Source organism: Jatrophihabitans sp., from assembly GCA_036399055.1.
Lineage (GTDB): Bacteria > Actinomycetota > Actinomycetes > Mycobacteriales > Jatrophihabitantaceae > Jatrophihabitans_A.
Window position 1 is genome coordinate 119,009 of sequence record DASWNX010000040.1, and the last position, 24,002, is coordinate 143,010.

General features: G+C 69.8%; 25 protein-coding genes. 16 read left to right on the forward strand and 9 right to left on the reverse strand.

Annotation, left to right across the window (positions count from 1 at the left end):
• Positions 1-61: 61 nt before the first annotated feature.
• The 4 genes from VGB75_18390 to VGB75_18405 all read left to right on the forward strand — a co-directional run bounded on the left by VGB75_18390 (position 62) and on the right by VGB75_18405 (position 3,224).
• Positions 62-520 (forward strand): glyoxalase superfamily protein, encoded by a 459-nt coding sequence (locus VGB75_18390; GenBank protein HEY0169020.1) that lies wholly within the window; start codon positions 62-64, stop codon positions 518-520.
• 37 nt (positions 521-557) lie between these two features.
• On the forward strand, positions 558-1,097 hold the full coding sequence (locus VGB75_18395; protein HEY0169021.1) for an RNA 2'-phosphotransferase: 540 nt from the start codon (positions 558-560) through the stop codon (positions 1,095-1,097).
• A 42-nt stretch (positions 1,098-1,139) separates the two neighbouring features.
• A complete protein-coding gene (locus VGB75_18400) occupies positions 1,140-2,171 on the forward strand; it encodes a hypothetical protein (GenBank protein HEY0169022.1) in 1,032 nt (343 codons plus the stop codon).
• Between the two features lie 120 nt (positions 2,172-2,291).
• The gene (locus VGB75_18405) at positions 2,292-3,224 is read left to right on the forward strand and encodes a sterol desaturase family protein (GenBank protein ID HEY0169023.1); all 933 of its coding nucleotides are present in this window, start codon (positions 2,292-2,294) and stop codon (positions 3,222-3,224) included.
• Here VGB75_18405 and VGB75_18410 read toward each other — a convergent pair.
• The 3 genes from VGB75_18410 to pknB all read right to left on the reverse strand — a co-directional run bounded on the left by VGB75_18410 (position 3,221) and on the right by pknB (position 6,616).
• Entirely contained in the window at positions 3,221-3,430 is a 210-nt protein-coding gene (locus VGB75_18410; GenBank protein HEY0169024.1) for a hypothetical protein, read from the reverse strand. The two genes, VGB75_18405 and VGB75_18410, sit on opposite strands and share 4 nt — an antisense overlap.
• 81 nt (positions 3,431-3,511) lie before the next feature.
• The gene (gene aroF, locus VGB75_18415) at positions 3,512-4,543 is read right to left on the reverse strand and encodes a 3-deoxy-7-phosphoheptulonate synthase (GenBank protein HEY0169025.1); all 1,032 of its coding nucleotides are present in this window, start codon (positions 4,541-4,543) and stop codon (positions 3,512-3,514) included.
• A 69-nt stretch (positions 4,544-4,612) separates the two neighbouring features.
• Entirely contained in the window at positions 4,613-6,616 is a 2,004-nt protein-coding gene (pknB, locus tag VGB75_18420) for a Stk1 family PASTA domain-containing Ser/Thr kinase (GenBank protein HEY0169026.1), read from the reverse strand.
• Between the two features lie 86 nt (positions 6,617-6,702).
• Here pknB and VGB75_18425 point away from each other — a divergent pair, with 86 nt between their 5' ends.
• Genes VGB75_18425 through VGB75_18435 form a run of 3 tightly spaced genes read left to right on the forward strand, consistent with a single transcriptional unit; the run spans position 6,703 to position 8,350 of the window.
• Positions 6,703-7,581: a fused MFS/spermidine synthase gene (locus VGB75_18425; protein HEY0169027.1), complete on the forward strand. Its 879-nt coding sequence runs from the start codon at positions 6,703-6,705 to the stop codon at positions 7,579-7,581.
• A gap of 24 nt (positions 7,582-7,605) precedes the next feature.
• The gene (locus tag VGB75_18430; GenBank protein ID HEY0169028.1) at positions 7,606-7,944 is read left to right on the forward strand and encodes an Rv2175c family DNA-binding protein; all 339 of its coding nucleotides are present in this window, start codon (positions 7,606-7,608) and stop codon (positions 7,942-7,944) included.
• A gap of 43 nt (positions 7,945-7,987) precedes the next feature.
• Entirely contained in the window at positions 7,988-8,350 is a 363-nt protein-coding gene (locus tag VGB75_18435; protein HEY0169029.1) for a lycopene cyclase domain-containing protein, read from the forward strand.
• Between the two features lie 249 nt (positions 8,351-8,599).
• On the opposite strand, the gene mptB is transcribed toward VGB75_18435, so the two are convergent.
• Positions 8,600-10,219 (reverse strand): polyprenol phosphomannose-dependent alpha 1,6 mannosyltransferase MptB, encoded by a 1,620-nt coding sequence (gene mptB / locus VGB75_18440; GenBank protein ID HEY0169030.1) that lies wholly within the window; start codon positions 10,217-10,219, stop codon positions 8,600-8,602.
• Between the two features lie 30 nt (positions 10,220-10,249).
• A complete protein-coding gene (locus VGB75_18445; protein HEY0169031.1) occupies positions 10,250-11,341 on the reverse strand; it encodes a polyprenyl synthetase family protein in 1,092 nt (363 codons plus the stop codon).
• A 24-nt stretch (positions 11,342-11,365) separates the two neighbouring features.
• On the opposite strand from VGB75_18445, the gene metF reads away from it, so the two are divergent.
• Complete coding sequence (gene metF / locus VGB75_18450; GenBank protein ID HEY0169032.1) at positions 11,366-12,253, forward strand: methylenetetrahydrofolate reductase [NAD(P)H]; 888 nt, start codon at positions 11,366-11,368, stop codon at positions 12,251-12,253.
• Here the strand turns inward: metF and VGB75_18455 are convergent.
• From VGB75_18455 to VGB75_18470, 4 genes are all read right to left on the reverse strand, one after another.
• The gene (locus VGB75_18455) at positions 12,243-12,854 is read right to left on the reverse strand and encodes a GNAT family N-acetyltransferase (GenBank protein HEY0169033.1); all 612 of its coding nucleotides are present in this window, start codon (positions 12,852-12,854) and stop codon (positions 12,243-12,245) included. The two genes, metF and VGB75_18455, sit on opposite strands and share 11 nt — an antisense overlap.
• A 10-nt stretch (positions 12,855-12,864) precedes the next feature.
• Positions 12,865-13,341 (reverse strand): YbaK/EbsC family protein, encoded by a 477-nt coding sequence (locus tag VGB75_18460; protein ID HEY0169034.1) that lies wholly within the window; start codon positions 13,339-13,341, stop codon positions 12,865-12,867.
• 139 nt (positions 13,342-13,480) lie between these two features.
• A complete protein-coding gene (locus VGB75_18465) occupies positions 13,481-14,224 on the reverse strand; it encodes a phosphoadenylyl-sulfate reductase (protein HEY0169035.1) in 744 nt (247 codons plus the stop codon).
• A 218-nt stretch (positions 14,225-14,442) separates the two neighbouring features.
• Positions 14,443-16,101, reverse strand: a complete 1,659-nt coding sequence (locus VGB75_18470) for a nitrite/sulfite reductase (protein HEY0169036.1) — start codon at positions 16,099-16,101, stop codon at positions 14,443-14,445.
• Between the two features lie 559 nt (positions 16,102-16,660).
• Here VGB75_18470 and cysC point away from each other — a divergent pair.
• From cysC to VGB75_18510, 8 genes are all read left to right on the forward strand, one after another.
• On the forward strand, positions 16,661-17,215 hold the full coding sequence (cysC, locus tag VGB75_18475) for an adenylyl-sulfate kinase (GenBank protein HEY0169037.1): 555 nt from the start codon (positions 16,661-16,663) through the stop codon (positions 17,213-17,215).
• A complete protein-coding gene (cysD, locus tag VGB75_18480) occupies positions 17,212-18,129 on the forward strand; it encodes a sulfate adenylyltransferase subunit CysD (protein ID HEY0169038.1) in 918 nt (305 codons plus the stop codon). The genes cysC and cysD overlap by 4 nt, the downstream gene beginning before the upstream one ends.
• Positions 18,129-19,373 carry a GTP-binding protein gene (locus VGB75_18485; protein HEY0169039.1) on the forward strand — a complete coding sequence of 415 codons (1,245 nt, stop codon included), beginning with the start codon at positions 18,129-18,131 and terminating at the stop codon, positions 19,371-19,373. The genes cysD and VGB75_18485 overlap by 1 nt, the downstream gene beginning before the upstream one ends.
• Positions 19,374-19,418: 45 nt before the next feature.
• Positions 19,419-20,612 carry a uroporphyrinogen-III C-methyltransferase gene (cobA, locus tag VGB75_18490; protein ID HEY0169040.1) on the forward strand — a complete coding sequence of 398 codons (1,194 nt, stop codon included), beginning with the start codon at positions 19,419-19,421 and terminating at the stop codon, positions 20,610-20,612.
• Positions 20,613-20,776: 164 nt separating this feature from the next.
• Positions 20,777-21,178 (forward strand): SAV_6107 family HEPN domain-containing protein, encoded by a 402-nt coding sequence (locus VGB75_18495; protein ID HEY0169041.1) that lies wholly within the window; start codon positions 20,777-20,779, stop codon positions 21,176-21,178.
• Between the two features lie 48 nt (positions 21,179-21,226).
• Positions 21,227-22,009, forward strand: a complete 783-nt coding sequence (locus VGB75_18500; protein ID HEY0169042.1) for a methyltransferase domain-containing protein — start codon at positions 21,227-21,229, stop codon at positions 22,007-22,009.
• A gap of 18 nt (positions 22,010-22,027) precedes the next feature.
• Complete coding sequence (dinB, locus tag VGB75_18505; protein HEY0169043.1) at positions 22,028-23,332, forward strand: DNA polymerase IV; 1,305 nt, start codon at positions 22,028-22,030, stop codon at positions 23,330-23,332.
• A 159-nt stretch (positions 23,333-23,491) separates the two neighbouring features.
• The gene (locus VGB75_18510) at positions 23,492-23,875 is read left to right on the forward strand and encodes a DUF3040 domain-containing protein (GenBank protein ID HEY0169044.1); all 384 of its coding nucleotides are present in this window, start codon (positions 23,492-23,494) and stop codon (positions 23,873-23,875) included.
• Positions 23,876-24,002: the final 127 nt, after the last annotated feature.

Genomic DNA, 24,002 nt, shown 5'->3' on the forward strand with positions numbered 1-24,002 from the left:
CTGCGCGTCCTTCGGCGTTCACCCCGGTGGTAGGCGCAGGAGAACGGGGACGGCGGCTTCTATGAGCCCCGACCCGCGACAGAAGGGAAGCAGCACGATGGACTGGAAGCTTGAAGTGGTGGTGGTGCCGGTGTCAGACGTGGACCGCGCCAAGGAGTTCTACACCGAGAAGCTGGGCTTCAACCTCGATGTCGACCACCGGGCAGGTGAGAACTTCCGGGTCGTGCAGATGACCCCGCCCGGATCAGCCTGCTCGGTCACGATCGGCACCGGCCTCGGTGACGCGGCGCCGGGCTCGGTGCGCGGCCTGCAACTGGTCGTCTCTGACATCGAGGCCGCGCACGCGCAGCTGACGGCTCGGGGCGTCGAGGCCAGCGAGATCTCGCATTTCGACGAGGGCGGCCTCAAGCCGGGCTTGGACCCCGAGCGTCGGGAGTTCGGCTCGTTCGTCTTCTTCAGCGACCCCGACGGCAACACCTGGACGGTGCAGGAGGGCAAGCGGGCCGAGGCGTCGGCGTGACGGTTCCGGTCGCACCGGACCGGAGCAGACTGTAACGGTGCATCCGGTACGGGCGTCCAAGCTGCTCTCGCGCGTCTTGCGGCACGATCCCGCATCGGTAGGCATCACCCTCGATCCCGCCGGCTGGGTCGAGGTCGACACGCTGCTCACGGCATTGCGGGAGCACGGCTACCGGTTGTCGCGCGAGCAATTGCGGCAGTTGGTGGCCGCAAGCGACAAGCAGCGCTTCGCACTGGATCCGGCCACCGATCGGATCAGAGCCAACCAGGGTCATTCCGTCGCCGTGGATCTCGGCCTGCCGCCGGCGGTGCCCCCGGACCGGCTCTATCACGGCACGCCGTGCCGCAACGTCGAGTCGATCCTGGCTGAGGGGATCAACCGCGGTGGCAGGCACGACGTGCACCTCTCACCCGACGTCGAGACCGCCCGCCGGGTCGGCGCCCGCCGCGGCCGGTGCGCTGTGCTGGTGGTCGCCGCCGGCGCCATGCATCGCGACGGCCACCTGTTCAGCGTCTCGGACAACGGCGTGTGGCTCACCGGCCACGTCCCGGCGGGTTATCTGACCCTGCTGAGCTGAGCTGAGCCGAGCTGAGGCCGCTCGCCGGTTAAGGTCACCGGCATGACGACACCAGGCGCCATCTCATGGGTGGGACTGCTCACGCTGATGGTCGACGGGCCCGACCTTCCGGTGCGCGGGATGATCAGCAGCCGGGAAGGTGACGATGAGTCCCAGCACTACTTCGGATGGACGGCGTTCGCCGGCGATCCGGTGCCGGTGTTCGCCGGGTTCGCCGCGGCTGTGGACGTCGAGGCCGGCGTCGAACCGCCGGAGGAGCACATCCCCGAGGAGCCCGTGCTGACCCGAGTCTGGCGTTCGGGCCGACGAGTGCGGCTGGAGCATCCGGACGGCCGGCCCACCCTGATCGTCGGCGACGAGCTGTGCTGGCGGTTCCGCGGTGACGATCCGGTGCCGGTGGAGTCGCCCAGCCGCGTCGTGGTCTACCAGGGCAACGGCACCGGTTTGCTGCACCGGCGGGAGGCCGACGGGTTCACCGGCGAGGACTTCACCCGGCCGACCGGGCCGATCGGTGAGACCACCTTCCTGGGACGTCCGGCCTACACCGTCGAGCTGGCGCCGCCGGCCCACAAGCCGTACCCGATCCAGCTGGTCGTCGACGCCGAGACCGGCCTGGTGCTGCAGCAGCGCAACGACGGGTTCGGCGCGGTGGACGAGTGGACCGAGATCGTCGTCGGCGAGCAGGCCGATGACCGGTTGTTCTCCTGGGACGGGCCGGTCCGCCCGGAGGCCGACGAGCGTGCCGAACTGGAGCAGGAGTGGCAGGCCGAGCAGGCCGAGCGGGCCGAGTGGTTCCGCGCCAACGTCGCGCCGCTGCCGCTCCGGCTGGAGCTGGACCTGGGCGTGCACGTCCACGTCCACGAGTCCGACGGCTCGTTCGAGGCCAGCATCGGCGAGAGCCACCTAGGTTCGCTGGCTCGCCGGCCCAGTTCGGAGGACGACTGGCCCCTGGGCTGGTCCGAGGTTCAGCACCGGTGGTCCGCCGATGGCTGGGACTGGGCGCTCAGCATCCACGACGACCAGTTGACCGAAGCCGGCCTCCTGAGGCTCAAGCAGACCCTCGGCGGGGCATAAACCGCCGTTCTAGGTTATTTTCAGGCCAGGGATGTTTCAGGCCGGCTTACTCGCAGGCCATGATGATCTGCGGCCAGCGTGATCTGCGGGCCGGCACCGGAGAGCGAGGGGAGTGGCGCGATGTCGTTGACGGAGATTCACGACCCGGTGATGTTCGCGATCCCGGTTTTCCTGGTGTTCCTGGCCCTGGAGATCGTCGCCATCCACGTCCTGCACCACGACCAGTTCGACGTCGGCCGGAGCGCAGCGGGCGAGGTCGTGCGCGGCTATGACCCGGCCGACACCCGCACCAGCCTGACGATGGGCGTCGGCTACGCGGTGGTCAACATGTTCTGGCGGCTGGTGGCGCTGGTCGTCTACGCCGCCCTGTACGAGTGGACCCCGCTGCGGCTGAGCCCGCACTACTGGTGGACCTGGGTGCTGCTGTTCTTCGCCGACGACCTGGTCTACTACGGCTTCCACCGGGCCTCGCACCGAATCCGGTTCTTCTGGGCCGGCCACATCGTGCACCACTCCTCGACGCACTACAACTTCTCGACCGCGCTGCGGCAGAAGTGGACGCCGATGCTCCTGCTGCCGTTCTGGATGCCGCTGGCGCTGCTCGGCTTTGCGCCGTGGATGATCTTCACCGCGATGGCCTGGAGCCTGACCTATCAGTTCTTCCTGCACACCGAGAAGATCGGCAAGATGCCGGCCTGGTTCGAGGCGGTGTTCAACACCCCGTCGCACCACCGGGTGCACCACGGCAGCGACGCCGACTACCTCGACGTCAACTACGCCGGCATCCTGATCATCTGGGACCGGATGTTCGGCAGCTTCGTGCCCGAGACCCACCGCCCGACCTACGGCCTGACCAAGAACATCGACACCTACAACCCGATCAAGGTCGCGTTCGGCGAGTTCGTGAACATGGGCCGCGACGTCCGGCGCGCGCATGGGGTGAAGGCCAAGCTCGGCCACATGTTCGGCCCGCCCGGCTGGCAGCCTGCCGGCGCCCGGCTCGATCCGGCGCAGCCGAACCCCGAGCAGCTGAGCCCGGTCCGGCGGGCTTAGTCGGACTTGCCCTCGGAGTCGGTCGACACCACAGTGCCGGGGACGACCGGCTGGTCAGAGCCCTCGAAGTCGCTCGGGTCGATCTCCGGCTCGGCGTCGTCGAACTGGTAGTCCGACTGCGGTTTGCCGGGGTTGCCGTTCTTCGCGGCGTTCTCGTCGTCGACGCGCGGGTCGCCGTACACCTGGTCTTCGAGCGGGTTGGTCATGGTGCCTCCAGACGCAGGGCCGATCCTCGCGATCGGCAGCTGGCCGCTGGCTCGGGCCTGGTTCGACTCTAGCGCGGGTGGCTAACCGGCCTGGTAGGCCGCCGAGGTCCGGCCGAGCAGCGCGGGCAGGGTCAGCACGATCTGGGCCAGCTCGTCCAGCGACGCGCCCTGCAACGCCTGCGGCCCGTCCACCAGCGCCACCTCCGGGTGCGGGTGGACGTCGACCATCACGCCGTCGGCGCCGGCCGCGATGCCGGCCCGGGCCAGCGGCACCACCAGGTCTCGCCGGCCGGCTGCATGCGAGGGGTCGACGATGATCGGCAGGTGCGACAGCTGTTGCATCATCGGCACCGCGGAGACGTCGAGCAGGTTGCGGATGGTCGGCTCGAAGGATCGGATGCCCCGCTCGCAGAGCACGATGTCGAGGTTGCCGCGCTGGGCGACGTACTCGGCGGCCATCAGCCACTCCTCATAGGTGGCCGACAGCCCGCGCTTGATCATGATCGGCTTGCCCACGCTGCCCACCGCCTGCAACAGCCCGAAGTTCTGCATGTTGCGGGTGCCGATCTGCAGCATGTCGGCGTACTCGGCGACCAGGTCGACATCCTTGACGTCCAGCACTTCGGTCACGAACGGCAGGCCGGTCTCCTGCCGCACTTCGGCCAGGATCTTGAGCCCGGCGCCGGCCAGGCCCTGGAAGGCGTAGGGAGAGCTGCGCGGTTTGTAGGCGCCGCCGCGCAGCAGGCTGGCGCCGGCGCGCTTGGCCAGCAGAGCCGACTCCATCGCCTGCTCGGCCGACTCCACCGCGCAGGGCCCGGCGATCAGGGTGAAGGTGTCCGGCCCGATCGGCACCCCGCCGACCCGGACGGTGCTGCGTTTGGTGTGGTTCTCAGCCGCCACCAGCTTGTAGGGCGCGGTGATCCGCTTGGTGTCGACCACCCCGGGCAGGCCCATCGCGTCGATGGTCTCCAGCACCGCCTCGGCGCCGATCACCCCGATGATCGTGCGAGTGACCCCCCGGCTGACGAAGGCCTGGCCGCCGTGGACCTCGATATGGGCGACCACGGCCTCGATGTCGGCCTGCGTCGCGGCAGCAGTCATCACTATCACCATGCGTTCGAGGCTAATCGCAGCCAGCGGGAGCCGGCGCCCTCGCCACCTGCCGAGCTCGTCAGATCGCGGTCAGACCACCGTCAGCAGCACTTCGGCGCCGGGCCGCACCTGGGTTCCAGCGCCTGGGTCCATGCCCACCACGGTGCCGAGGAACCCGCCGAAGGCCCGCTTGACCCGCACTTTCAGGCCCAGCGCCTCAAGCCGGCCGCGGGCCTCGGCGATCGGCGTGCCGTTGCGGATCTGGGGGAGCGTGACCAGTCGCGGGCCCTGGGAGATGACCAGGTTGACGGTGCTGAACTTCGCCACCGAGGACTTGGCCGAGGGGTCCTGGCGGATCACCGAGCCGGCCGGGACAGTGTCGGAGTGCTCCTGCCCGAGAGCGAGCTTGAAGCCGGCCTTGGTGAGCGTCGCGCTGGCCTGGTCCTGGCTCTGGTCGCGGACGTCGGGCACTGGCACGATCGGCGGCCCGGTCGAGACGTAGACGGTGACCACCGAGTCCCGCTTGACCTTGCTGGTCGGCTGGGGCTCGGTCCGGATCACCTTGCCGGGGGCGAGCTTGCCAGTGCCGTCGGCGGCGTTGCGGCGGACCAGCCGCACCGGTATCTCGGCGAAGGACTGCTGGGCCTCGGCGTAGTCGCGGCCTGCGACCTGCGGGACGGTGAACCGCTCGGCGCCGGAAGAGATCACCAGTCGCACGCTGCGTCCACCCAGCAGGTGGGTGCCCGCGTCGGGGTGGGTGCCCAGCACAGCGCCCGCGGCGGCGGTCTCGGAGAACGCCTGGTCGACCGTCGGGTCGACGGTGAAGCCGGCGTCGCGCAGCTGTTGCACCGCCGTCGCCCGGCTGGCGCCCGCCACCGTGGGCACCTCGTGATACCGCCCGACCGCCAGGTACCACGCGCCGTAGCCGGTGAGCAGCCCCAGCAGCAGCACGATCGTGACCACGACGGCGGTCCGCCGCCGGTTGCGCCGGCGCCGGCTCGACGCGGGGCCGGCCCCGGGCGGCCGGTCGGCGCCTGCGGTGGCGCCGCCGGCACGCTGGGACCGGTCGAGCTGGTGCACGGTGGTGTGCTGCAGATCGGTGGCGCCAGGCCGGGCCGGGGTCGGAGCGGTGGCCGAGCTCGCGGTGGCCGCACCGCCTTCGGGCAGCCGAGTGATCCGCTGGGTGTCGGTGCTGACAGCGGCCGCGCCTGCGGTGTCCGGCCGGGGCGGCACGCCGAGCACCGGCAGGCCCAGGTCGATCCGGGCGTCGTGCAGTTCGGCGAGCAGGGCGCCTGCGTCCAGCGGTCGACCGCCCGGTTCGCGGTTGGCGGCCCGCAGCACGATCTCGTCCAGCTGCGGGGGGATGCCCGGCCGGCGGGTGGACGGCGCGGGCACGTCGGAGTTCACGTGCTGGTAGGCCACCGCCATCGCGCTGTCGCCGGTGTAGGGCGGCGCGCCGGTCAGCAGTTCGAACAGCACCACCCCGGCCGAGTAGACGTCGGAGCGGGCATCGGCTGACCCGCGCGAGATCTGCTCCGGCGGGCAGTAGGCGACGGTGCCCATCATCAACCCGGTTCGGGTGCTGCTGGGGTCGGCCTCGATCGCCCGGGCCAGGCCGAAGTCCGCGACCTTCACCGCGCCGTCGTCGGACAGCAGGATGTTCTCGGGCTTGACGTCGCGGTGCACCAGGCCGGCCCGGTGCGCCGCGGCCAGCGCGCCCAGCACCGGCTCCATGATCGACACCGCCAGCGCCGGCGGCAGCGCGCCACGTTCGCGCAGCAGGTCGCGCAAGGTCCGCCCGCGCACCAGCTCCATCACCAGGAAGACATGCCCGTCGTCAGAACCCTGGTCATAGACGGCGACGGCGTTGAGGTGCGACAGCCTGGCCGCCACGCGTGCCTCACGGGCGAACCGGTCGGCGAACGCCGGGTCGGTGGACAGGGCAGCCGACATCACCTTGACCGCCACCGGGCGGTCAAGGCGCTCGTCCAGTGCGCTGTACACGGTCGACATGCCGCCCCGGGCGAGCTGGTGGAGTATCCGGTAGCGACCTTCCAGCACCCGGCCGACGATCCGATCTCCAGCCGTCTGCACACCGCGATTCTAGGTGGCGGCCGATAGCGGCAGGGCATCGCCGCGCGGCGGGCGGCGCCCGCGATGGCGGCAGTAGGGTTGGGGGCATGCCAGCGCAGGGCCGATCGCGGCGACGCGACAGCGCCCGGGGCGGCGATTCCGATCCCGTCGCGCCGCCGTCCCGGCCGCGGATCGAGCTGATCGCCGACACCGACCATCCCGGCGGCGCCATGCTGGTGATGGACGACGTCCGGCAGTCCTACGTCGACATCGACGACCCCACCTATCTGGACTTCGAGTACATCCAGTACTTCGCCAGCGTGCTGGCGACCCTGCCGGACGGCCCGCTGGCGGTCACCCACATCGGCGGCGGCGCCCTGACCATGGCGCGCTACCTGCAGGCCTGCCGGCCCGGCTCGCCGCAGATCGTTCTGGAGCCCGACACCGAGCTGACCGAGCTGGTCCGCCGCAGGCTGCCGTTGCCGCGTGATCACCGGATCCGGATCAGGCCGCAGGACGGCCGCGCCGGCGTCAGCGCGCTGGCCGACGCCAGCGCCGACGTGGTGGTGCTCGACGCCTACGCCGACGGCCGGGTGCCGGCTGCCCTCACCACGCTGGAGTTCTTCACAGACGTCTCCCGGGTGCTCAAGGCCGACGGGCTGTTCCTGGCGAACCTGGTCGACGAGCCGGGCCTGCGCTACCTGGGGCGGGTGCTGGCCGGCCTGCGCGCGGTGTTCGGCGAGCTTGCCCTGGTCAGCTCCAACGACGTCCTCAAGGGCCGGCGGTTCGGCAACGTGGTGCTGGCCGCCTCGTCCACGCCGCTGGACGTGGACGAGCTGCGCCGCCAGATCGCCCGGCAGCCGTTTCCGGCCGGCGTCCGCGACGACGCGCAGCTGGCCGTTCGCCACGGCGCCGCCCGGCCCTGGACCGACGCGGACTCCTCGGTGTCGCCGGAGCCCGCCCGGGACGGCTGGCGGATTCGCTGACGGCGGCATGGCAGGCTTGGTGACATGCCAGAGGCGACCGAACTCATACCGCTGCCCGACGTTGCCGAGCTGCTCGGGATCCCGATCCTGAAAGTGCACCAGCTGATCAAGGACGGCCAGCTGGTGGTGACGACCGACGACCAGGGCCGCCGGGTGCTGCCCCGGGTGTTCGTGGCCGGCGGCGCCGTCCTCAAGAGCCTGCCGTCGGTGATCACCCTGCTGCGCGACGGCGGGTACTCCGACGCCGAGATCATCGACTGGATGCTGCGGCCCGACGACTCGCTGCCCGGCACGCCGGCGCAGGCGCTGGCCGAGAACCGGGGCACCGAGATCAAGCGGCGGGCCCAGGCGGCGGCGTTCTGATGAAAGAGCTGGCGGTGCGCCAGCTGAGCTGCCTGGCGACGCCGTGCGCCAGCTGAGCTACCTGGCGGTGCTGGCAGGCTGTCTGCTCGGCACCCTGCCGCTGGAACTGGTGCTGCGGGTCCGGGTCTACGCCCGGTGGCGCAGGCTGCTGGCAGCCCTCATCCCAGGCCTGGTGCTGGGGGTGACCTGGGATCAGTACGCGGTCCGCAACGGGCACTGGCACTTCGACCCGCGCTCGGTGATCGGCGTGAACCTGGCGGGCCTGCCGGTGGAAGAGGTGCTGTTCTTCCTGGTGATCCCGACCTGCGCGATCCTCACCCTGGAGGCGGTCGCCCGCCGCCGGCCCGGCTGGCTGATCGGCGACGAGCCGGCTGAGCCGGTCCTCCCGGACGACCCAGCGCGATGACCTACACCTGGCTGGTCGGCTTAGCCCTGCTCGCAGCGGCTGCCTGCGACCTCGTCCTGCTCAGGACGAGGCTGCTGGGCCGCAAGTCGTTCTGGGTCGCCTACGCCATCATGGTGAGCTTCCAGCTGCTGGTGAACGGGCTGCTGACCGGCCTGCGCATCGTCCAGTACGACCCGGACACCATCCTCGGCCCGAGGCTGGCCTACGCCCCGGTGGAGGATCTCGGCTTCGGTTTCGCGCTGATCCTGCTCACCCTGTCGTGCTGGGTGGCGCTGGGACGGCGTGCGGCGAGGATGGGCGCTCGGGCAAGCGCCGCACGACCGGGCCGAGCAGGGCCCGGGTCGCCAGCACGGTGGCCAGCACGGCCAGGACGTAGACCGCCATCTCCAGGCTCGAGCCCATCGGACGGGTGAGCAGGGTCAGCGCGATCGAGGCGGTGGCGATCCAGCCCAGCTGCCGGGGAGCGAGCAGGAACACCGCCGCGATGGTCAGCGACCAGCTGAAGTACCAGGGCTGGACGGCCGGACCCAGCACCACCACGCTGGCCAGGGCGAGCGCCAGCAGCTTGAGGGCCGGCCCGCGCACCGCCCGGCACCACAGCGCCACCAGCAACAGCCCGCTGACGATCAGGCCGACATTGCGGAAGTCGCGCACCGTGCCGTCCACCAGCGTGCCGGCGTGCGCGGCGCCGATCGTGGCCCGGTAGCCCACGGCCAGCATCGTCGGGATCGACATGAAGTTGATCACCGGCACCCCGGAGCTGACCTGCCGTGCCCAGCCCAGGCCGACACCGGCGACCAGCGACACCGCCGCGAACACCGGCACCGCGACCGCCGCGGCGATAAGGCAGTGCCTGACCCAGTCCCGTGGGCGCAGCGCGGACCGGCCCGCGCCCGTGCGGCCGCTGAGGTAGATCGGCACCGCGAAGGCCACCGCCACCAGTCCGGGTGACTTCACCGCCGCCGCCAACGTCATCAGCGCCACCCCGGCGACCAGGTCACGCAAGCCGGCTTCAGACCGCGACACCAGCACCAGCCCGGCCACGATCAGCGCCACCATCACGGCGTCGTTGTGCCCGCCGCCGACCGCGTGCACCAGGATCAGCGGGTTGCCGATCGCCAGCCACAAGGCCAGGTCGGCGCGCTTGCCGTAGCGGTTGGCCAGCACCGGCAGCAACCGGGCGGTGAGCACGATCGCGGCGAAGGGCAGCAACCGCAGCAGCAACACGCTGATCAGCGCGTGGTCACCGGTCAGCGCGGCGACCCACTTGGAGACCGCCACCCACAGCGGGCCGTATGGCGAGGGCGTGTCGACCCACTTCCAGGCGACGTTGTCCAGGAACTTGCCCAGATCCACGGCCGGCAGGTCGGCCGGGGTGGTGGTGTAGGGGTCCAATCCGGCCTGGGCCAGCTGGGCCTGGGCGGCGTAGCTGTAGAGATCGGAACTGGCCAGCGGCATCCCGCACACCAGCGGCACGCTCCAGCCGATCAGCATGCGGCGCAGTGCAGACGTCGGAACCAGCTGAGCGGTGCTGGCCCGCTCGCCGCGGGTCGAGCCGGTCAACAGTAACCGGCCCAGCAGCAGCCAGGCGATCACCACCAGGACCAGGCCGAGGTAGTGCAGGGCAAGAGCGGCGTGCAGGCCGGGCTGGCCGTGCCGCAGCAGGCCCAGCACCGGTATCAAGCGGGTGGGGTCGTTGGCGGGCAGCGCGCCGGCGCCGAAGCTGCCCAACGCGATCATCACGGTGCCCAGCAGGCCGGCCCGCCCGATCTCGCGCAGACCCCAGCCCTCGACTGCCCGGGAGAACCAGCGCAGGCTCACCGGCGCTGGCGGCGGCGCCGGTAGCTCTCGCTGGGCGCTGGCAGTCACCCTCACATCGTGGCAGATCAGGCCAGGACGCTACGACGTTCGGTGCGCGGCGGCTTGGGCGAGTCGCAGCAGCGCTTGCGCCGCGGCCGGCTGCAGTGGACCGGCGGCCAGGCAGCGAGCCGCCTCACCGGCCCGTTCGCTGATCCGCTGCTCCACCTGCTGCTGGGCGCCGGTCTGCCGCAGCACCTCGCGCAACTGCGCCACGCCGGCCGGGGTCAGCCCCGGATCACCGACACCGGCCTGCAGCAGCGCCCGTTGGAACCGGTCCGCCGCCTGGAAGGCCAGCGCCATCAGCAGGGTCCGCTTACCCTCCCGCAGGTCATCGCCGGCGGGCTTGCCGGTCTGGGACGGGTCGCCGAACACCCCGAGCAGGTCATCGCGCAGCTGGAAGGCCTCGCCGATCAACAGCCCGTAGGCCGACAGCACGCCGACCAGCTCGGCTGACCCGCCGGCCGCGCCGGCGCCGAGCAGCAACGGCCGTTGCACGGTGTACTTGCTGGTCTTGAACTCGACCACCCGCAACGCCTCGTCCGGGTCGAAGGCGCCACGAGCCTGGGCCAGCATGTCCAGGAACTGCCCGGCGACGACCTCGGTGCGCATCAGGTCGAACTGGTCGGTGGCGACCCTGGCGCGGTCGTGGGGCAGGCCGCCGATGGCGGCGGTGAACAACTCCTCCGACCAGGACAGCAGCAGGTCTCCCAGCAGGATCGCGCTGGCCGCGCCGAAGGCCTGCCCTGAGCCGGACCAGCCTTGCTCGCGATGGAACTGGCCGAACCGGATGTGGGCCGCCGGCTGACCGCGGCGGGTGTCGGAGCTGTCCATCACGTCGTCGTGCACCAGCGCGCAGGCGTGCAGGAGCTCCAGGCTGGCAGCGGCCCGCACCAGCTCGGGCTCACCGGCTGCCGCCTCCGGCTGGACGCAGCGCCACCCCCAATAGGCGAAAGTCGGACGTATCCGCTTGCCGCCGGTCAGCACCGCGGCTCGGACGGCCTGGGCCAGCACGTCGAGGTCGGCCGAGACCTGGGTCAGCAGCCCGATCCGCTCGGTGAGAAAAGAGGACAGCTCGGCAGTGATCCGTTCGGTCAGCGTGCCGGTGGGGCTCGGGTCCACACGCTCAGCCACAGCCGCGGACATTACCCTCATGGCATGACACGCACGGTTCGGGACTGCTTCAACACCGGCAGGCCGACGTTCTCCTTCGAGTTCTTCCCGCCCAAGACCCCGGAGGATCACCGGCTGCTGTGGACCACGATCCGCGAGCTGGAGTCATTGCGCCCGGACTTCGTCTCGGTCACTTATGGGGCCGGCGGCGCCACTCGTGACCGCACCATCGAGATCACCGAGCGGATCGCCAGCGACACCACCCTGCTGCCGGTGGCGCACCTGACCGCGGTAGGCCATTCCGTAGCCGAGATCCGCGCCATCGTGGGGCGGCTGGCTGACGCCGGCATCTCCAATGTCCTGGCACTGCGCGGTGATCCGCCGGGCAACCCGCTGGGCGAGTGGGTCTCACACCCTGAGGGCCTCAGCTACGCCGGTGACCTGGTGGGCTTGCTGCGCTCGCACGGCGACTTCACCGTCGGGGTGGCTGCCTTTCCCTACAAGCACCCGCGGTCGGAGTCGATCGAGCAGGACACCCTGCGCTTCGTGGAGAAGTGCCGTCGCGGCGCCGACTACGCGATCACCCAGATGTTCTTCGAGCCCGAGCCCTACCTGCGGCTGCGCGACCGGGTGGCGGCCGCCGGCTGCGATGTGCCGATCATCGCCGGGCTGATGCCGGTCACGAACATGGGCACCATCGACCGCTCCGAGCAGTTCACCGGCGCGCCGTTTCCGGCGGACCTGGGCGCCCGGTTCGCCAAGATCGCCGATGATCCGAAGGCGGTGCGCGAGCTGGGCATCTCCGAGACCTCCAAGCTGGCGCAGCGGTTGATCGAGGAGGGCGTTCCGGGAATTCACTTCTACACCCTGAACCGGTCGCGGGCGACTCGGGAGGTGTGGGCCAACCTGATGTCCGGGGCGGTCAGCGACTGAGCGCGGTGGGTTCCTCGGACCCGGCGCCGGTCGGCGGTGGGAACGGCAGCAGGGCGCCGAGCACGCCGAAGGGGCGGTGGTCGCCGGGAAACAGGTGGTTGCGGGCCAGGTCGTAGAAGCCCATCCGGCGGTACAGCCGCCAGGCCCGGTTCTCGCCCTCGGGTGTCGAGAGCACCATCGTCCGGTGCGGCAGGCCGTCGGCCAGCGATCGCAGCAGCCGCTCGCCGAGGCCGGTCCCCTGCGCGGGCGGTGTGACGTGCAGCTCCGAGAGCTCGAAGGCGTGGCCCAACCAGTGCTCGGTGTCGCCGGAGATGGCGCGCGTGACCAGGTCATGCCACCACTGGCCGGGCAGGCTGGTGTAGCCGTAACCGAAGCCGAGCATCTTTCCCTCGGCGTTCAGCGCCGCCCGGAAGCGGAACGAGTCGAAGCTGGCGTGCCGCATCAGGTGGGTGCCGCGCTGTGGCCCGCTGGAGGAGGGGTATCCCATCGCGGCGACGTAGATCGCCATCGCCTCGCTCAGCCGGGCCGGCAGGTCCGAGCGGGGCACGTCGACGATCGCGATCGTCGACGCGCCGCCGCCGGCGCGGGTTGGCTCTGCCATGACCAGCAGATTAGGCGACAATGGCCGGCTGGGCCGACGTCAGGGCCAGAAGATCGGGATAACTGATCCCGAAGACAGCGTGCGGGATGCCGCCGGCCGCCCAGATCTCGGGAAATTCCAACAACGCGGTGTCCAGCAGCGTGCGGATCGGCGCCGGATGGCCGATCGGCGCGACGCCTCCGATGGGCTGTCCGGTGACCTCGCGGACGAACTCGGCGGTGGCCCGTGACAGCTTCGCGGTGCCTACCAGCGTTGCCACCCTGGCAGTGTCGACCCGGTGCGCGCCGCTGGTCAGCACTAGCAGCGGGGAGCGCTCAGCGGTCGTGAAGACCAAGGAGTTCACGATCGCCGCCACCTCGACGCCGAGCTGCTCGGCGGCCGCGACGGCAGTGGGGGCCGCTTCGGCCAGGATCCGGACGCGGCCGGGCAGGCCGGCCGACTGCAGGATCGAGTTGATCAGGACGCAGTTGGGGTGCAGGTCGGCCACCCCCTGGACATTACGTGGGCGTGGTGTGGGTGGATCGCACAGGCGAGCACGTCAACGCCCGTGTCGCGACCCAGCGGGAGAGCCGGCTGGTCCGTGGCCCGCTCAGCGGCTTGTTCCTCGCCTGGACCAGCCGCTGGGCTCAGGTGTGCAGGCCGCACTCGGTCTTGAGGGTGCCCGCCCATCGACCGGCCCGGAGATCCTCGCCGGGCAGCAGCCGGCGGGTGCACGGCGCGCAGCCGATCGAGCCGTAGCCTTCGCTCAGGAGGGGGTTGACCAGCAGGCCGTTGTCGGCGACATAGGCATCGACGTCCTCGTCCGACCACGCCGCGATCGGGTTCAGCTTCACCATGTCGTGCTTGGCGTCCCACTCGACGGCCCGGACGCCGGCGCGGCCGGCTGTGTCGGCCCGGCGGAGCCCGGACGCCCAGGCCCGGTACGGGGCCAGCGCCCGGCGCAGCGGTTCGACCTTGCGCATCGCGCAGCAGGCGCTGGGATCGCGCTCGTGCAGCCGTGGGCCGAATTCGGCGTCCTGCTCCCTGACGGTGCGCAGCGGCACGGCGGTGCGCACTGAGATCGGCAAGACTGCGCCGACGGCGTCGCGCATGCCGATGGTCTCGGCGAAGTGGTAACCGGTGTCGAGAAAGACCACGTCGACTCCGGGTAGCACCTGGGATGCCAAGTGGGCGAGCACCGCGTCGGCCATGGACGACGTGACGCACCAGTCGGCGCCGAAATGCCGGACGGCCCAGTTCAGGATCTCGGTCGCCGGCGCTGCGTCGAGCTCGTCGCCGGCGCGCTCAGCCAGCGCCCTGAGGCTGGCCGTGCTTGAGGAAATGCTTATGATTGCTGACTCATCGTGCGAGCGCGGCGAAGCTTGGCTCATGGTCACTCTCCTTGCGGATGCTCTGCTCTACTAGGCTGCGTCGTCCAGTCAGCGGCAATCCCAATGTATTTAAGGGCAAAAACCCGTTGGCACGCGCCGCAACGCCACTGGCCGTGAGTCTCACCGAACGGTCTGAGATCCTCATCTGCGCAGTACGGACAGTGCAACGGCGCGGCGCGTTCAGTCATTCCAAGCACTCCGACACAGCCCGGCCGCTCTCACAACAACCAATCTTCTTCGGCCCGACTGACATAGCTGGCGAAGGACTCACCGGCTGTTCGCCGGGCGAGGTAACCGGTCAGCACTCGTTCGGCGTAATCAGGAGCTTGCTCGGCAGTCACCTTCAGGCCCCGGAACTTCCGGCCGAATGAGGCTTGGCTGCCAAGCTGCCCACCGAGATGGACCTGGAAGGCCTCGGCGTCGACGAAGGAGCCGTCCTCGGCCTTGACCTTCTGCACGATTCCCTTGAACCCGATGTCGGCGACCTGGAACCGGGCGCAGGAGTTGGGGCAGCCGTTGACGTTAACCGTGATTGCCGTGTCAAAGTCAGGCAATCTACGGTCGAGTTCCTGCCGGATGGTCTCGGCCCGGCCCTTGGTCTCGACCAGGGCCAGCTTGCAGAACTCGATACCGGTGCAGGCGATGGTGCCTCGGTGAAACGTGCTGGGCCGGGCCGACAAGCCCAGCGCCTGCAGCTGTCGCACTGCCGTCTCGGTGGCTTCGGCGGGCACATCCAGCAGCACCAGGCCCTGCTGGGCGGTGGTGCGGATGCGCCCGTCGGCGAGCGAGTCGGCCAGCGCCGCGAGCTTGCTCAGCGCGGTGCCGCTGGTGCGCCCGGAGGCGGTGGTGGCTCCGACGGCGAAGGCGCCGTCGCGCTGGGCTATCACGCCGATGTGGTCACGGTGCGCCGGCGAGCTATCCGGCTCCGGGCCGTCGGGTAACTTTCGCTTCAGGTATTCCTCTTGAAGAACCTCGCGAAACTTCTCCGTGCCCCAATCAGCCAGCAGGAACTTCAACCGCGCGTGGTTGCGTGAGCGCCGGTAGCCGTAGTCGCGGAAGATGCCGCACACGCCGGCCCACACCTCGGCCACCTCGTCGGAGCGGACGAAGACGCCGAGCCGCTGCGCGAACATCGGATTGGTGGACAGCCCGCCACCGACCCACACGTCGAAGCCGGGCTCGCCGTCGGCGTCACGCACCCCCACGAAGGCGACGTCGTTGATCTCGTGGTTGACGCAGTGCTGGGCACAGCCTGAGATCGAGGTCTTGAACTTGCGGGGCAGGTTGGAGAACGCCGGGTCACCCAGATACCGCTCGATGGTCTCGGCCAGCGCGGTCGAAGCGTCGGCCAGCGCGTCGGCGGCGACGCCTTCCAGCGGGCAACTGAGCATCACCCGCGGGGTGTCCCCGCAGGCTTCGGTGGTGCTGAGGCCGACTGCCTCCAGCCGCTCCCAGATCGTCGGCACGTCCTCGATCCGGATCCAGTGCAGTTGGATGTTCTGCCGGTCGGTGATGTCGGCGAGGTCGCGGCCGTAGCGGGTGGAGATCTCGCCGATGACCCGCAGTTGCTCAGAGCTCAGCCGACCGCCGTCGATGCGGATCCGGAGCATGAAGTACTTGTCCTCAAGCTCTTCAGGCTCCAGGATCGCCGTCCGCCCGCCCGGAATGCCCTGGGCGCGCTGGGTGTAGAGGCCGTACCAGCGGAACCGGCCGCGCAGGTCACCAGGGTCGATGCCGTCGAATCCGGTGTGTTGGTAGACGTCGATGATCCGCTGCTTGACCAGCAGGCCGTCGTTGTCGCGCTTGCTGCGCTCATTGGGGTTCAGTGGCTCCCGGTAGCCCAGCGCCCACTGCCCTTGTCCCTTGCCAGCTGCCATTACAGCCGCATCCCTTCACGATTGCCCCTCGCGGGCGGAAAGTCGGTGAAAGGGTGCTCAACAGGTCGCGCCGGCCACCCGAAGCAGATCGATGTGACGGCGCGAGGTCAGCAGGAGCAGGGCTGGGCGCACCAGTACATGGTTCCACATTTCTCCTCGCACCGCGAAAAAATCTTGAACGTATCGCTCGCTGCCTAAGCAGAACGGCGCTGCCTTCAACCACGACGCCAGGGGAGGAACCCTCTCGCGGGGGCGTCGGGCGGCTGCGGTGTCTCATCGGCCACTTCTGGAGGAAGGTCGGCGCACTCGTTGGGTTTGACTGCCGAGCTGTGCCACACTTTGTGCATGCCCGCAGTCGCGCTGGTAGTCCGCCTGCACGTTGATCTTCAACGTGTCACCAGCGCGGCGTGTCTTAGGATCGACGCCGTTTCGCCGTAGTCGCCCGAGCGACTGCTTCGAACACCGATCCCTGCCGGCGCAGCCGCCTCTCCAAGGCGTTGAGCGCGCGGCACGGCCCTCGTCTGCTCAGCCTTGCCCGCGACTTCTCAAAGGCCACCCGATGACAGCTGACATCCGCCTTCGCACCGGCGCTACTCTGTGGTTCACCGGCCTGCCCAGCGCCGGAAAGACCACCTTGGCCACCGCCCTGGCGAGCCGGCTGCGCGCTGCCGGACACCCGGTCGAGATCCTCGACGGCGACGCTGTCCGCCCGGTGCTCTCAACCGAACTCGGCTACTCCCGAGCCGATCGGGACGCCAACGTGAGGAGGATTGGTTGGGTGGCCGGGTTACTCGCCCGGCACGGCGTGTTGGTCCTCGCCTCGGTGGTGTCACCGTTCGCCGAGGCGCGTGACAGCGTCCGCGACCGGCATCAGGCTGACACCACTGCCTTTCTGGAGATCCATGTCGCCACCCCGGTCGAGGTCTGCGCCGATCGTGACGTCAAGGGTTTGTACGCCAAGCAGCGGTCCGGGGCGCTGGACGGCCTCACCGGAATCGACGGCGAGTACGAGCCGCCGCGCGATCCACACCTGCGGATCGACACCACCGACCGGTCGGTGGAGGACTCGGTGGACGAGCTGATCTCCCTTATGCAGAAAGAGAGCCTGTTATGACCGCGATGCCAGTCGACTCGTTGGAGCGGGCGTGGCTGACCGACTTGGAAGATGAGTCGATCCACATCATCCGCGAGGTGTTCGGCCAGTTCGAGCGCCCGGTGCTGCTGTTCTCGGGCGGCAAGGACTCGATCGTCATGACGCACCTGGCGATGAAGGCGTTCTGGCCGTCCCGGCTGCCCTTTCCGCTGATGCACGTCGACACCGGGCACAACTTCGACGAAGTGATCGCCTATCGCGACCGCATGGTGGCTGAGACCGGCGCCCAGTTGATCGTTGCCAGCGTCCAGCAGGCCATCGACTCCGGCCGGGTCACCGAGACCCCTGGCGGCATCCGGAACCCGTTGCAGACGGTTCCGTTGCTCGACGCCATCACCGCGAACAAGTTCGACGCGGTGCTCGGCGGCGCCCGCCGGGACGAGGAGAAGGCCCGCGCCAAGGAGAGGGTGTTCTCGGTCCGCGACGACTTCGGTCAATGGGACCCGCGCAACCAGCGCCCGGAGTTGTGGGACCTGTACAACGGCCGGCACCGCGCCGGTGAGCACGTCCGGGTGTTTCCGCTGTCGAACTGGACCGAGCTCGACATCTGGTCCTATATCCAACGTGAGGGCATCGAGGTGCCCGGCATCTACTTCGCGCATGAGCGTCAGGTGTTCCGCCGGGACGGGATGCTGCTGGCCGTCACCGAGTTCACCCAGCCGGCCGAGGGCGAGATCGTCAGGGTCGAGTCGGTGCGCTACCGCACCGTCGGTGACGCCACCTGCACCGGAGCAGTCGCGTCCCAGGCCTACGACGTGGCGGCGGTGGTCGCCGAGACCGCGGCAAGCACGGTCTCCGAACGGGGCGCGACCCGGGCCGATGACCGGGCCAGTGAGGCGGCCATGGAAGACCGCAAGCGACAGGGGTATTTCTGATGCCGGGTGGACTCCTGCGGGTGGTCACGGCGGGCTCCGTCGACGACGGCAAGTCCACGCTGGTGGGCAGATTGCTGCATGACGCCAAGGCGGTGCTGGCCGATCAGCTGAGCGCCGTGGAGCTTGCCTCCCAGCGTCGTGGTTACGAGGTCGCGGACCTGGCGCTGCTGGTGGACGGCCTGCGGGCCGAACGTGAGCAGGGCATCACGATTGACGTCGCTTACCGCTATTTCGCGACCGCGCGGCGCACCTTCATCCTGGCCGACACCCCCGGGCACGTGCAGTACACCCGTAACACCGTGACAGGCGCTTCGACCGCTGACGTGGCGGTCATCCTGGTCGACGCCCGGTCCGGGGTGGTCTCCCAGACCAAGCGTCATCTGGCGGTCACCTCGTTGCTGCGGGTGCGCGAGGTGGTTCTGGCGGTCAACAAGATGGATCTGGTCGGCTATGACGAGTCGGCGTTCGACGCCATCGTCGCCGACTTCGCCGGAGCCGCCGGCAAGCTGGGCGTGGATCACTTCACGCCCATTCCGATGACCGCCCTGAGCGGTGACAACGTGGTGCGGAGCTCGGTGAACATGCCCTGGTACGGCGGCCTGCCGCTGCTGGGGTTTCTGGAGCAGGTCGAGCCCGAGATCCCGGTGGCGCTGCCGGCCCGGTTCCCGGTGCAGGTGGTGATCCGGCCGCGGTCGGCCGATCATCCGGACTACCGCGGCTACGCCGGACGGGTGGAGGCCGGCGTCCTGCGGCGGGGCGATCGGGTCCGGGTGCTGCCCTCGGGGCTGACCTCCTCCGTCGAGGCCATCGACACCCCCGACGGCGAGTTGGAGGAGGCGACCTGCGGGCGCTCGGTGACACTCCGGTTGCGTGATGACCTGGACGTCTCGCGCGGGGACCTGATCGTCGCCGAGGGCGACCCGCAGTCGATCATCACCCGGGAGCTGCTGGCCACCGTGTGCTGGTTGACCGACCAGCCGCTGCGCCCCGGGGACCGGTATCAGGTGCGCCACACCACCAGGGACGTCCGCGCCGTCGTGGAGGAGGTCCGCTCCAAGCTCGACATCGGAAGCGTCCTGGAAATGCCGGCCACCGAGCTCTGCCTCAATGACATCGGCGCGGTGCGGATCCGGCTGGCCGAGCCGGTGGCTGCTGACCCTTACTCGGTGAACCGCTCCACCGGGGCGTTCCTGCTGGTGGACGAGGTCAGCGGCGCGACCGTCGCCGCCGGAATGGTCGCCTGACCGACGCGGTTTCGCGTCTGCCGGGCGACAGGGGAGACTGCTCCGGTGACCGGTGTGCCGATTCTCCTAGACCTGCTCGGGCGCCGGGTGGTGATCGTCGGCGGCGGCACGGTGGCGGCCCGGCGGGCCAAGACCTTCATCGAGGCCGGCGCCGAGGTGGTGGTGATCGCCCCCACAGTGGCGCCCGAGTTGGCCGACTCCGGGGCGCGGCTGCTGCTGCGGCGCTATCAGTCCGGTGACCTGTCTCAGGCGTGGCTGGCGGTCACGGCCACCGATGACCAGTCGATCAACTCCGCGGTCGCCGACGAGGCTGCCGCCAGCCAGATCTTCTGCGTCCGGGCCGACACCGCCGCGGCCGGCAGCGCCCGGGTCCCGGCGATCCTGCACAGCGGAGAGCTGACCGTGTCGGTGAACGCCGGTGACGACCCGCGCCGGGCAGCCGAGCTGCGCAACCTGATCGCCGCGGCGCTGCAGACGGGGCAGCTGGTGAGCCGCCCGGTGCGCCCGGCTAGCGCCGGCAGCGTCGCCCTGGTCGGCGGCGGGCCGGGTGACCCTGAGCTGATCACCGTCCGCGGCCGGCGGCTGCTGCTGGAAGCCGACGTGGTGGTGACCGACCGGTTGGCGCCCCGATCGCTGCTGGAGGCCCTCGATCCCGACGTCGAGATCATCGACTGCGGCAAGTCCGCGCACCGTCACAACCTCACCCAGGACGAGATCAACGCCGTGATCGTCGAACGGGCCCAGCAGGGCAAGCGGGTCGTCCGGCTCAAAGGCGGGGACCCGTTCGTCTTCGGCCGGGGCGGCGAGGAGGTGGCGGCCTGCGTGGCCTCGTCCATCGCCGTTCAGGTGGTGCCCGGCGTCACCTCGGCGATCGCCGCGCCTGCCGCGGCCGGCATACCGGTGACGCACCGCGGCTTGGCCGCCGACTTCGCCGTGGTCTCGGGCCACCGCGACCCCGGCCGGGCCGAGGCCGGCTGGAATTGGCCCGAGCTTGCGGTAGGGCCGGCGACCCTGGTGGTGCTGATGGGTATGGAGAGCCTGGGCAGCATCACCGCGGAGCTGATCGAGCACGGCCGGCCTGCTGACACCCCGGCGGCCGCCATTCACCGGGCCACCCTGCCCGACCAGCGGGTGGTGCGCTCAACGCTGGCGGGCCTGGCAGCCGAGGTCCAGCGCGCGGAGGTGGGGGCTCCGTCGGTGGTGGTGATCGGGGCGGTGGCAGCCCTCGGCTTCGACTGAGCGGTTTTGTCAGAGGGTGTGTTTAGCCTTCAGTCCATGCCCGCAGATCAGCGCCGCCGCCCACCTCAAGCCTTGCTGCGCAAGCAATTCTTGCTGGACATGCAGTCAGATCGTGCTAGTGTTCGAACACACTTTCGATTCAGTGCACCGGCGAGGAGAACCTCATGACGAGTCCGCTGCCGTTCAGTGTCGGGTCGTTACTGTCCCAGGCCAAGACCACCTGGGCCGAAGCGGTCCTGGAACCCCGGGCGACCGAGAAGTACCGCTCGGCTCACGTCGCCGCCCTGCGGGCTGCTGCCGCAGTGCTGGCGTTGCGGGCGCGGCCAGTCGCGGCCAGTCGCCGTCGGCCGACCAGCGCGTGGGTGTTGCTTGAGACGGTGACGCCCGAACTGGCCGATTGGGCGGTCTACTTCGCCGACAGCGCACACCGCCGGGCGGCTATTGAGGCGGGTGTGATGACAGTCGTTTCCGAGCGAGACGCTGATGACCTGCTGCGGGCGGCCGGCGAGTTCATCGCAATAGTCGAGCGGATGGTCGGAGGGCTCGTGCTCGAGGTCGCCAGTTGATGCTCGAGGTCGCCAGTTGAACGGTGCGCAGCGCTAATGTCTGTTCTCGTGGCTAGTGATGCGCCCGACCAGACAGCCGAGGGTGTCCGCCTGCCCGCCTCGCTCGCCGGCGACCAGTCACCGGGCGGCCGCTCACCGCTGCTGTGGGCCAGCTTGCGGCACATCCTGCAAGACAGGCAGGACGACCAGAGCGTCGCCGCGCCGCGAGTGCTCGACTGCGGTGGCGGCTCGGGCAGCTTGGCCGTGCCGCTGGCGGTCCTTGGCGCGGTGGTGACCGTGGTCGACGTCAGCATCGACGCGCTGGCAACGCTGACGCGCCGGGCCGCTGAGGCCGGCGTCTCTGACCGGGTGACTGCTGTCCAGGGCGAGGCCGAGTCCCTCGCCCAACTCGCGACGGCCGACACCTTTGATCTGGTGCTCGCCCATGACGTGCTCGAGGACGTGCAGGATCCCGCTCTGGTGCTGGGCCAGATCGCCGGCGTGCTCCGCCCCGGTGGAGTGCTGAGCGTGGTGGTCGCCAATCCGGTGGCCGGCGTGCTCGCCCGGGTGCTGGCAGGGGACGTGGCCGGCGCCCTGGCCGTCTACCGCCAGCCGGTCGCTCAGGCCTATGACGGCCAGTCACTGGCCGGCCTGTGCCTGGCGGCTGGCCTCCAGGTCCAGTCGGTCGAGGGGCTGGGTGTGTTCACCGACCTGGTTCCCGGCATCGAGCTCGACCGTCCGGGTGCGATCGCCGCGCTGTCGGAGCTGGAGTCGGCGGTGGCCGGTCAACCGCCCTACCGCGACATCGCCTCCCGACTGCACGTGCAGGCCAGCCGCCCGAGCGCCGGCTAGGACGGGGCACCGGGCTGCATGGGGCGAAGCGCGGACCTGCCCCGATCATCGGGAGAGATCGACGGCGACGACACCGGCTGTCATGTGCTGCATGTCGACATGGACGCCTTCTTCGCCAGTGTCGAGATCAGGGCACGGCCGGAGCTGCGCGGCCTTCCGGTGGCGGTCGGAGGCGCCGAAGGCCGAGGAGTGGTGATGGCGGCTTCCTACCCGGCCCGGGTGTTCGGAGTCCGCAGCGCGATGTCCATGGCACAGGCGTTGCGGCTATGCCCGCAGCTGGTCGTGGTCACGCCCAACCGCACCGCCTACACCGAGGCGTCGAGCGCGGTCATGCGAATCCTCGCCGACGTCACGCCGCTGGTCGAGCCGTTGTCGCTGGACGAGGCATTCCTCGACGTGTCGGGGGCGGTCGGGCTGTTCGGCCGGCCGGCTGACATCGCCCGCCAGATCCGGCGCCGGGTTTTTTCCGAGCATCAGCTGACCTGCTCGGTCGGGATCGCCCCGATCAAGTCGGTGGCAAAGCTGGCCTCGGGCAGTTGCAAGCCGGACGGCTTGCGGGTGGTCAGCAAGGCCGGCGTGTTGGACTTTCTGCACCCGCTGCCGGTGACCGCCCTGTGGGGGGTGGGGCAGCGCACCGCCGAGCTGCTGCGCAGGCTGGGCATCCGCACCGTCGAAGACCTGGCGGTGACCCCGCTGGACACCCTGCGGCGAACGGTGGGGGCCGCCTCGGCTGATCACCTGCACGCGCTGGCAAACGGGCACGACGAGCGTGCGGTCAACCCGGCTCAGGTGGAGAAGTCGATCTCCACTGACCGGACGCTGGCTGCCGACCTGCTCACCGAGGCCGAGGTCTGCCGTGAGTTGCTGCGCGCCTCGGGCGAGGTGGCGGAGCGGTTGCGCCGGGGCGGCTGGGTGGCCCGCACCGTCGGGATCAAGATCCGGTTCGCAGACTTCACCACCGTCACCCGCGTGCACACTCTGGCCGAGCCGACTGACGTGGCGACGGTGGTGTACACGCAGACGGTGAAGCTGTACCGGTCGCTGAAGTTGGATCAGCCGCGGATCAGATTGGTCGGCGTCAAGGCCGAGAACCTGCGCCCGGTCGGTGAGGCGACCCAGCTCGCGCTGGACCTGTTCGGCGATCAGCAGTCGGCCGCCACGCCTACGGATCGGGTGATCGACGCGCTGGCAGCTCGTTTCGGCAAGCCTGTCGTGGGGCCGGCGTCCTTGCTCGGCCGGCAGTCAGCAGACCGGTCGGCGGCCGGTTTCAACCGCTCTGCGGACCGATCGGGGCGGTTGGACCCCGGTGGAGATAACGAATGATCCCCGGCAGGCCAGCAATCACCGCAGACAACTTTCGCACTCACATTTCGGCTCGTATGCTCGGTGGTGTGTCCCTTCACCCGCCGCACTGCACTTCTGGCGTTGATGGACAAGCTCTGGTAATGGTTCACTACATAGCGACAGGGATTGGAGGGCATCATGCCGCTCTCCGAGCATGAGCAGAGACTGCTCGATGAGATTGAACAGGCCCTGTACGCGGAGGACCCGAAGTTCGCGTCCTCTGTCAGGTCGGCCCGTCCTAGGAACCGTGCGCGCACAATGCTCGCGTTGTCCGTGGTCGGTGTCCTACTCGGGCTTGCGGTGGTGTTGGTCGGTCTGACAGCCAACCTGATTCTGCTGGGTGTGCTCGGTTTTGTGTTGATAGTCGGATCGTGTGTGGCTGCCGCCAGTGCCCTGCGAGGTCCGCGGCAGAACGGAACGACATCGCTGGCCGCTCAGGCCAGTCAGCCACGCAACGCGAAGTCGAACACTTTGCGCACCAAGATGGAAGACCGGATGCGCAAGCGGTTCGACGAAAGCTGATTCACCGCTCAACGGCCCCGGCTCGCTGACTGCGCCTACAACCCAGCCAGTGGACCGGGGTCGCTGTCTGTGCCGGTAAGCCCCCAGCAGGGCCGGTGAGCCCCAGCAGGGCCGGCAAGCCGCAGGT

Coding starts and splice junctions, on each gene's coding strand:
- VGB75_18390 (HEY0169020.1), top strand. CDS start 62: ATGAGCCCCGACCCGCGACAGAAGGGAAGCAGCACGATGGACTGGAAG.
- VGB75_18400 (HEY0169022.1), top strand. CDS start 1,140: ATGACGACACCAGGCGCCATCTCATGGGTGGGACTGCTCACGCTGATG.
- VGB75_18405 (HEY0169023.1), top strand. CDS start 2,292: ATGTCGTTGACGGAGATTCACGACCCGGTGATGTTCGCGATCCCGGTT.
- VGB75_18410 (HEY0169024.1), bottom strand. CDS start 3,430: ATGACCAACCCGCTCGAAGACCAGGTGTACGGCGACCCGCGCGTCGAC.
- aroF (HEY0169025.1), bottom strand. CDS start 4,543: ATGGTGATAGTGATGACTGCTGCCGCGACGCAGGCCGACATCGAGGCC.
- VGB75_18425 (HEY0169027.1), top strand. CDS start 6,703: ATGCCAGCGCAGGGCCGATCGCGGCGACGCGACAGCGCCCGGGGCGGC.
- VGB75_18430 (HEY0169028.1), top strand. CDS start 7,606: ATGCCAGAGGCGACCGAACTCATACCGCTGCCCGACGTTGCCGAGCTG.
- metF (HEY0169032.1), top strand. CDS start 11,366: ATGACACGCACGGTTCGGGACTGCTTCAACACCGGCAGGCCGACGTTC.
- VGB75_18455 (HEY0169033.1), bottom strand. CDS start 12,854: ATGGCAGAGCCAACCCGCGCCGGCGGCGGCGCGTCGACGATCGCGATC.
- VGB75_18465 (HEY0169035.1), bottom strand. CDS start 14,224: ATGAGCCAAGCTTCGCCGCGCTCGCACGATGAGTCAGCAATCATAAGC.
- VGB75_18470 (HEY0169036.1), bottom strand. CDS start 16,101: ATGGCAGCTGGCAAGGGACAAGGGCAGTGGGCGCTGGGCTACCGGGAG.
- cysC (HEY0169037.1), top strand. CDS start 16,661: ATGACAGCTGACATCCGCCTTCGCACCGGCGCTACTCTGTGGTTCACC.
- cysD (HEY0169038.1), top strand. CDS start 17,212: ATGACCGCGATGCCAGTCGACTCGTTGGAGCGGGCGTGGCTGACCGAC.
- VGB75_18485 (HEY0169039.1), top strand. CDS start 18,129: ATGCCGGGTGGACTCCTGCGGGTGGTCACGGCGGGCTCCGTCGACGAC.
- VGB75_18495 (HEY0169041.1), top strand. CDS start 20,777: ATGACGAGTCCGCTGCCGTTCAGTGTCGGGTCGTTACTGTCCCAGGCC.
- dinB (HEY0169043.1), top strand. CDS start 22,028: ATGGGGCGAAGCGCGGACCTGCCCCGATCATCGGGAGAGATCGACGGC.
- VGB75_18510 (HEY0169044.1), top strand. CDS start 23,492: ATGCCGCTCTCCGAGCATGAGCAGAGACTGCTCGATGAGATTGAACAG.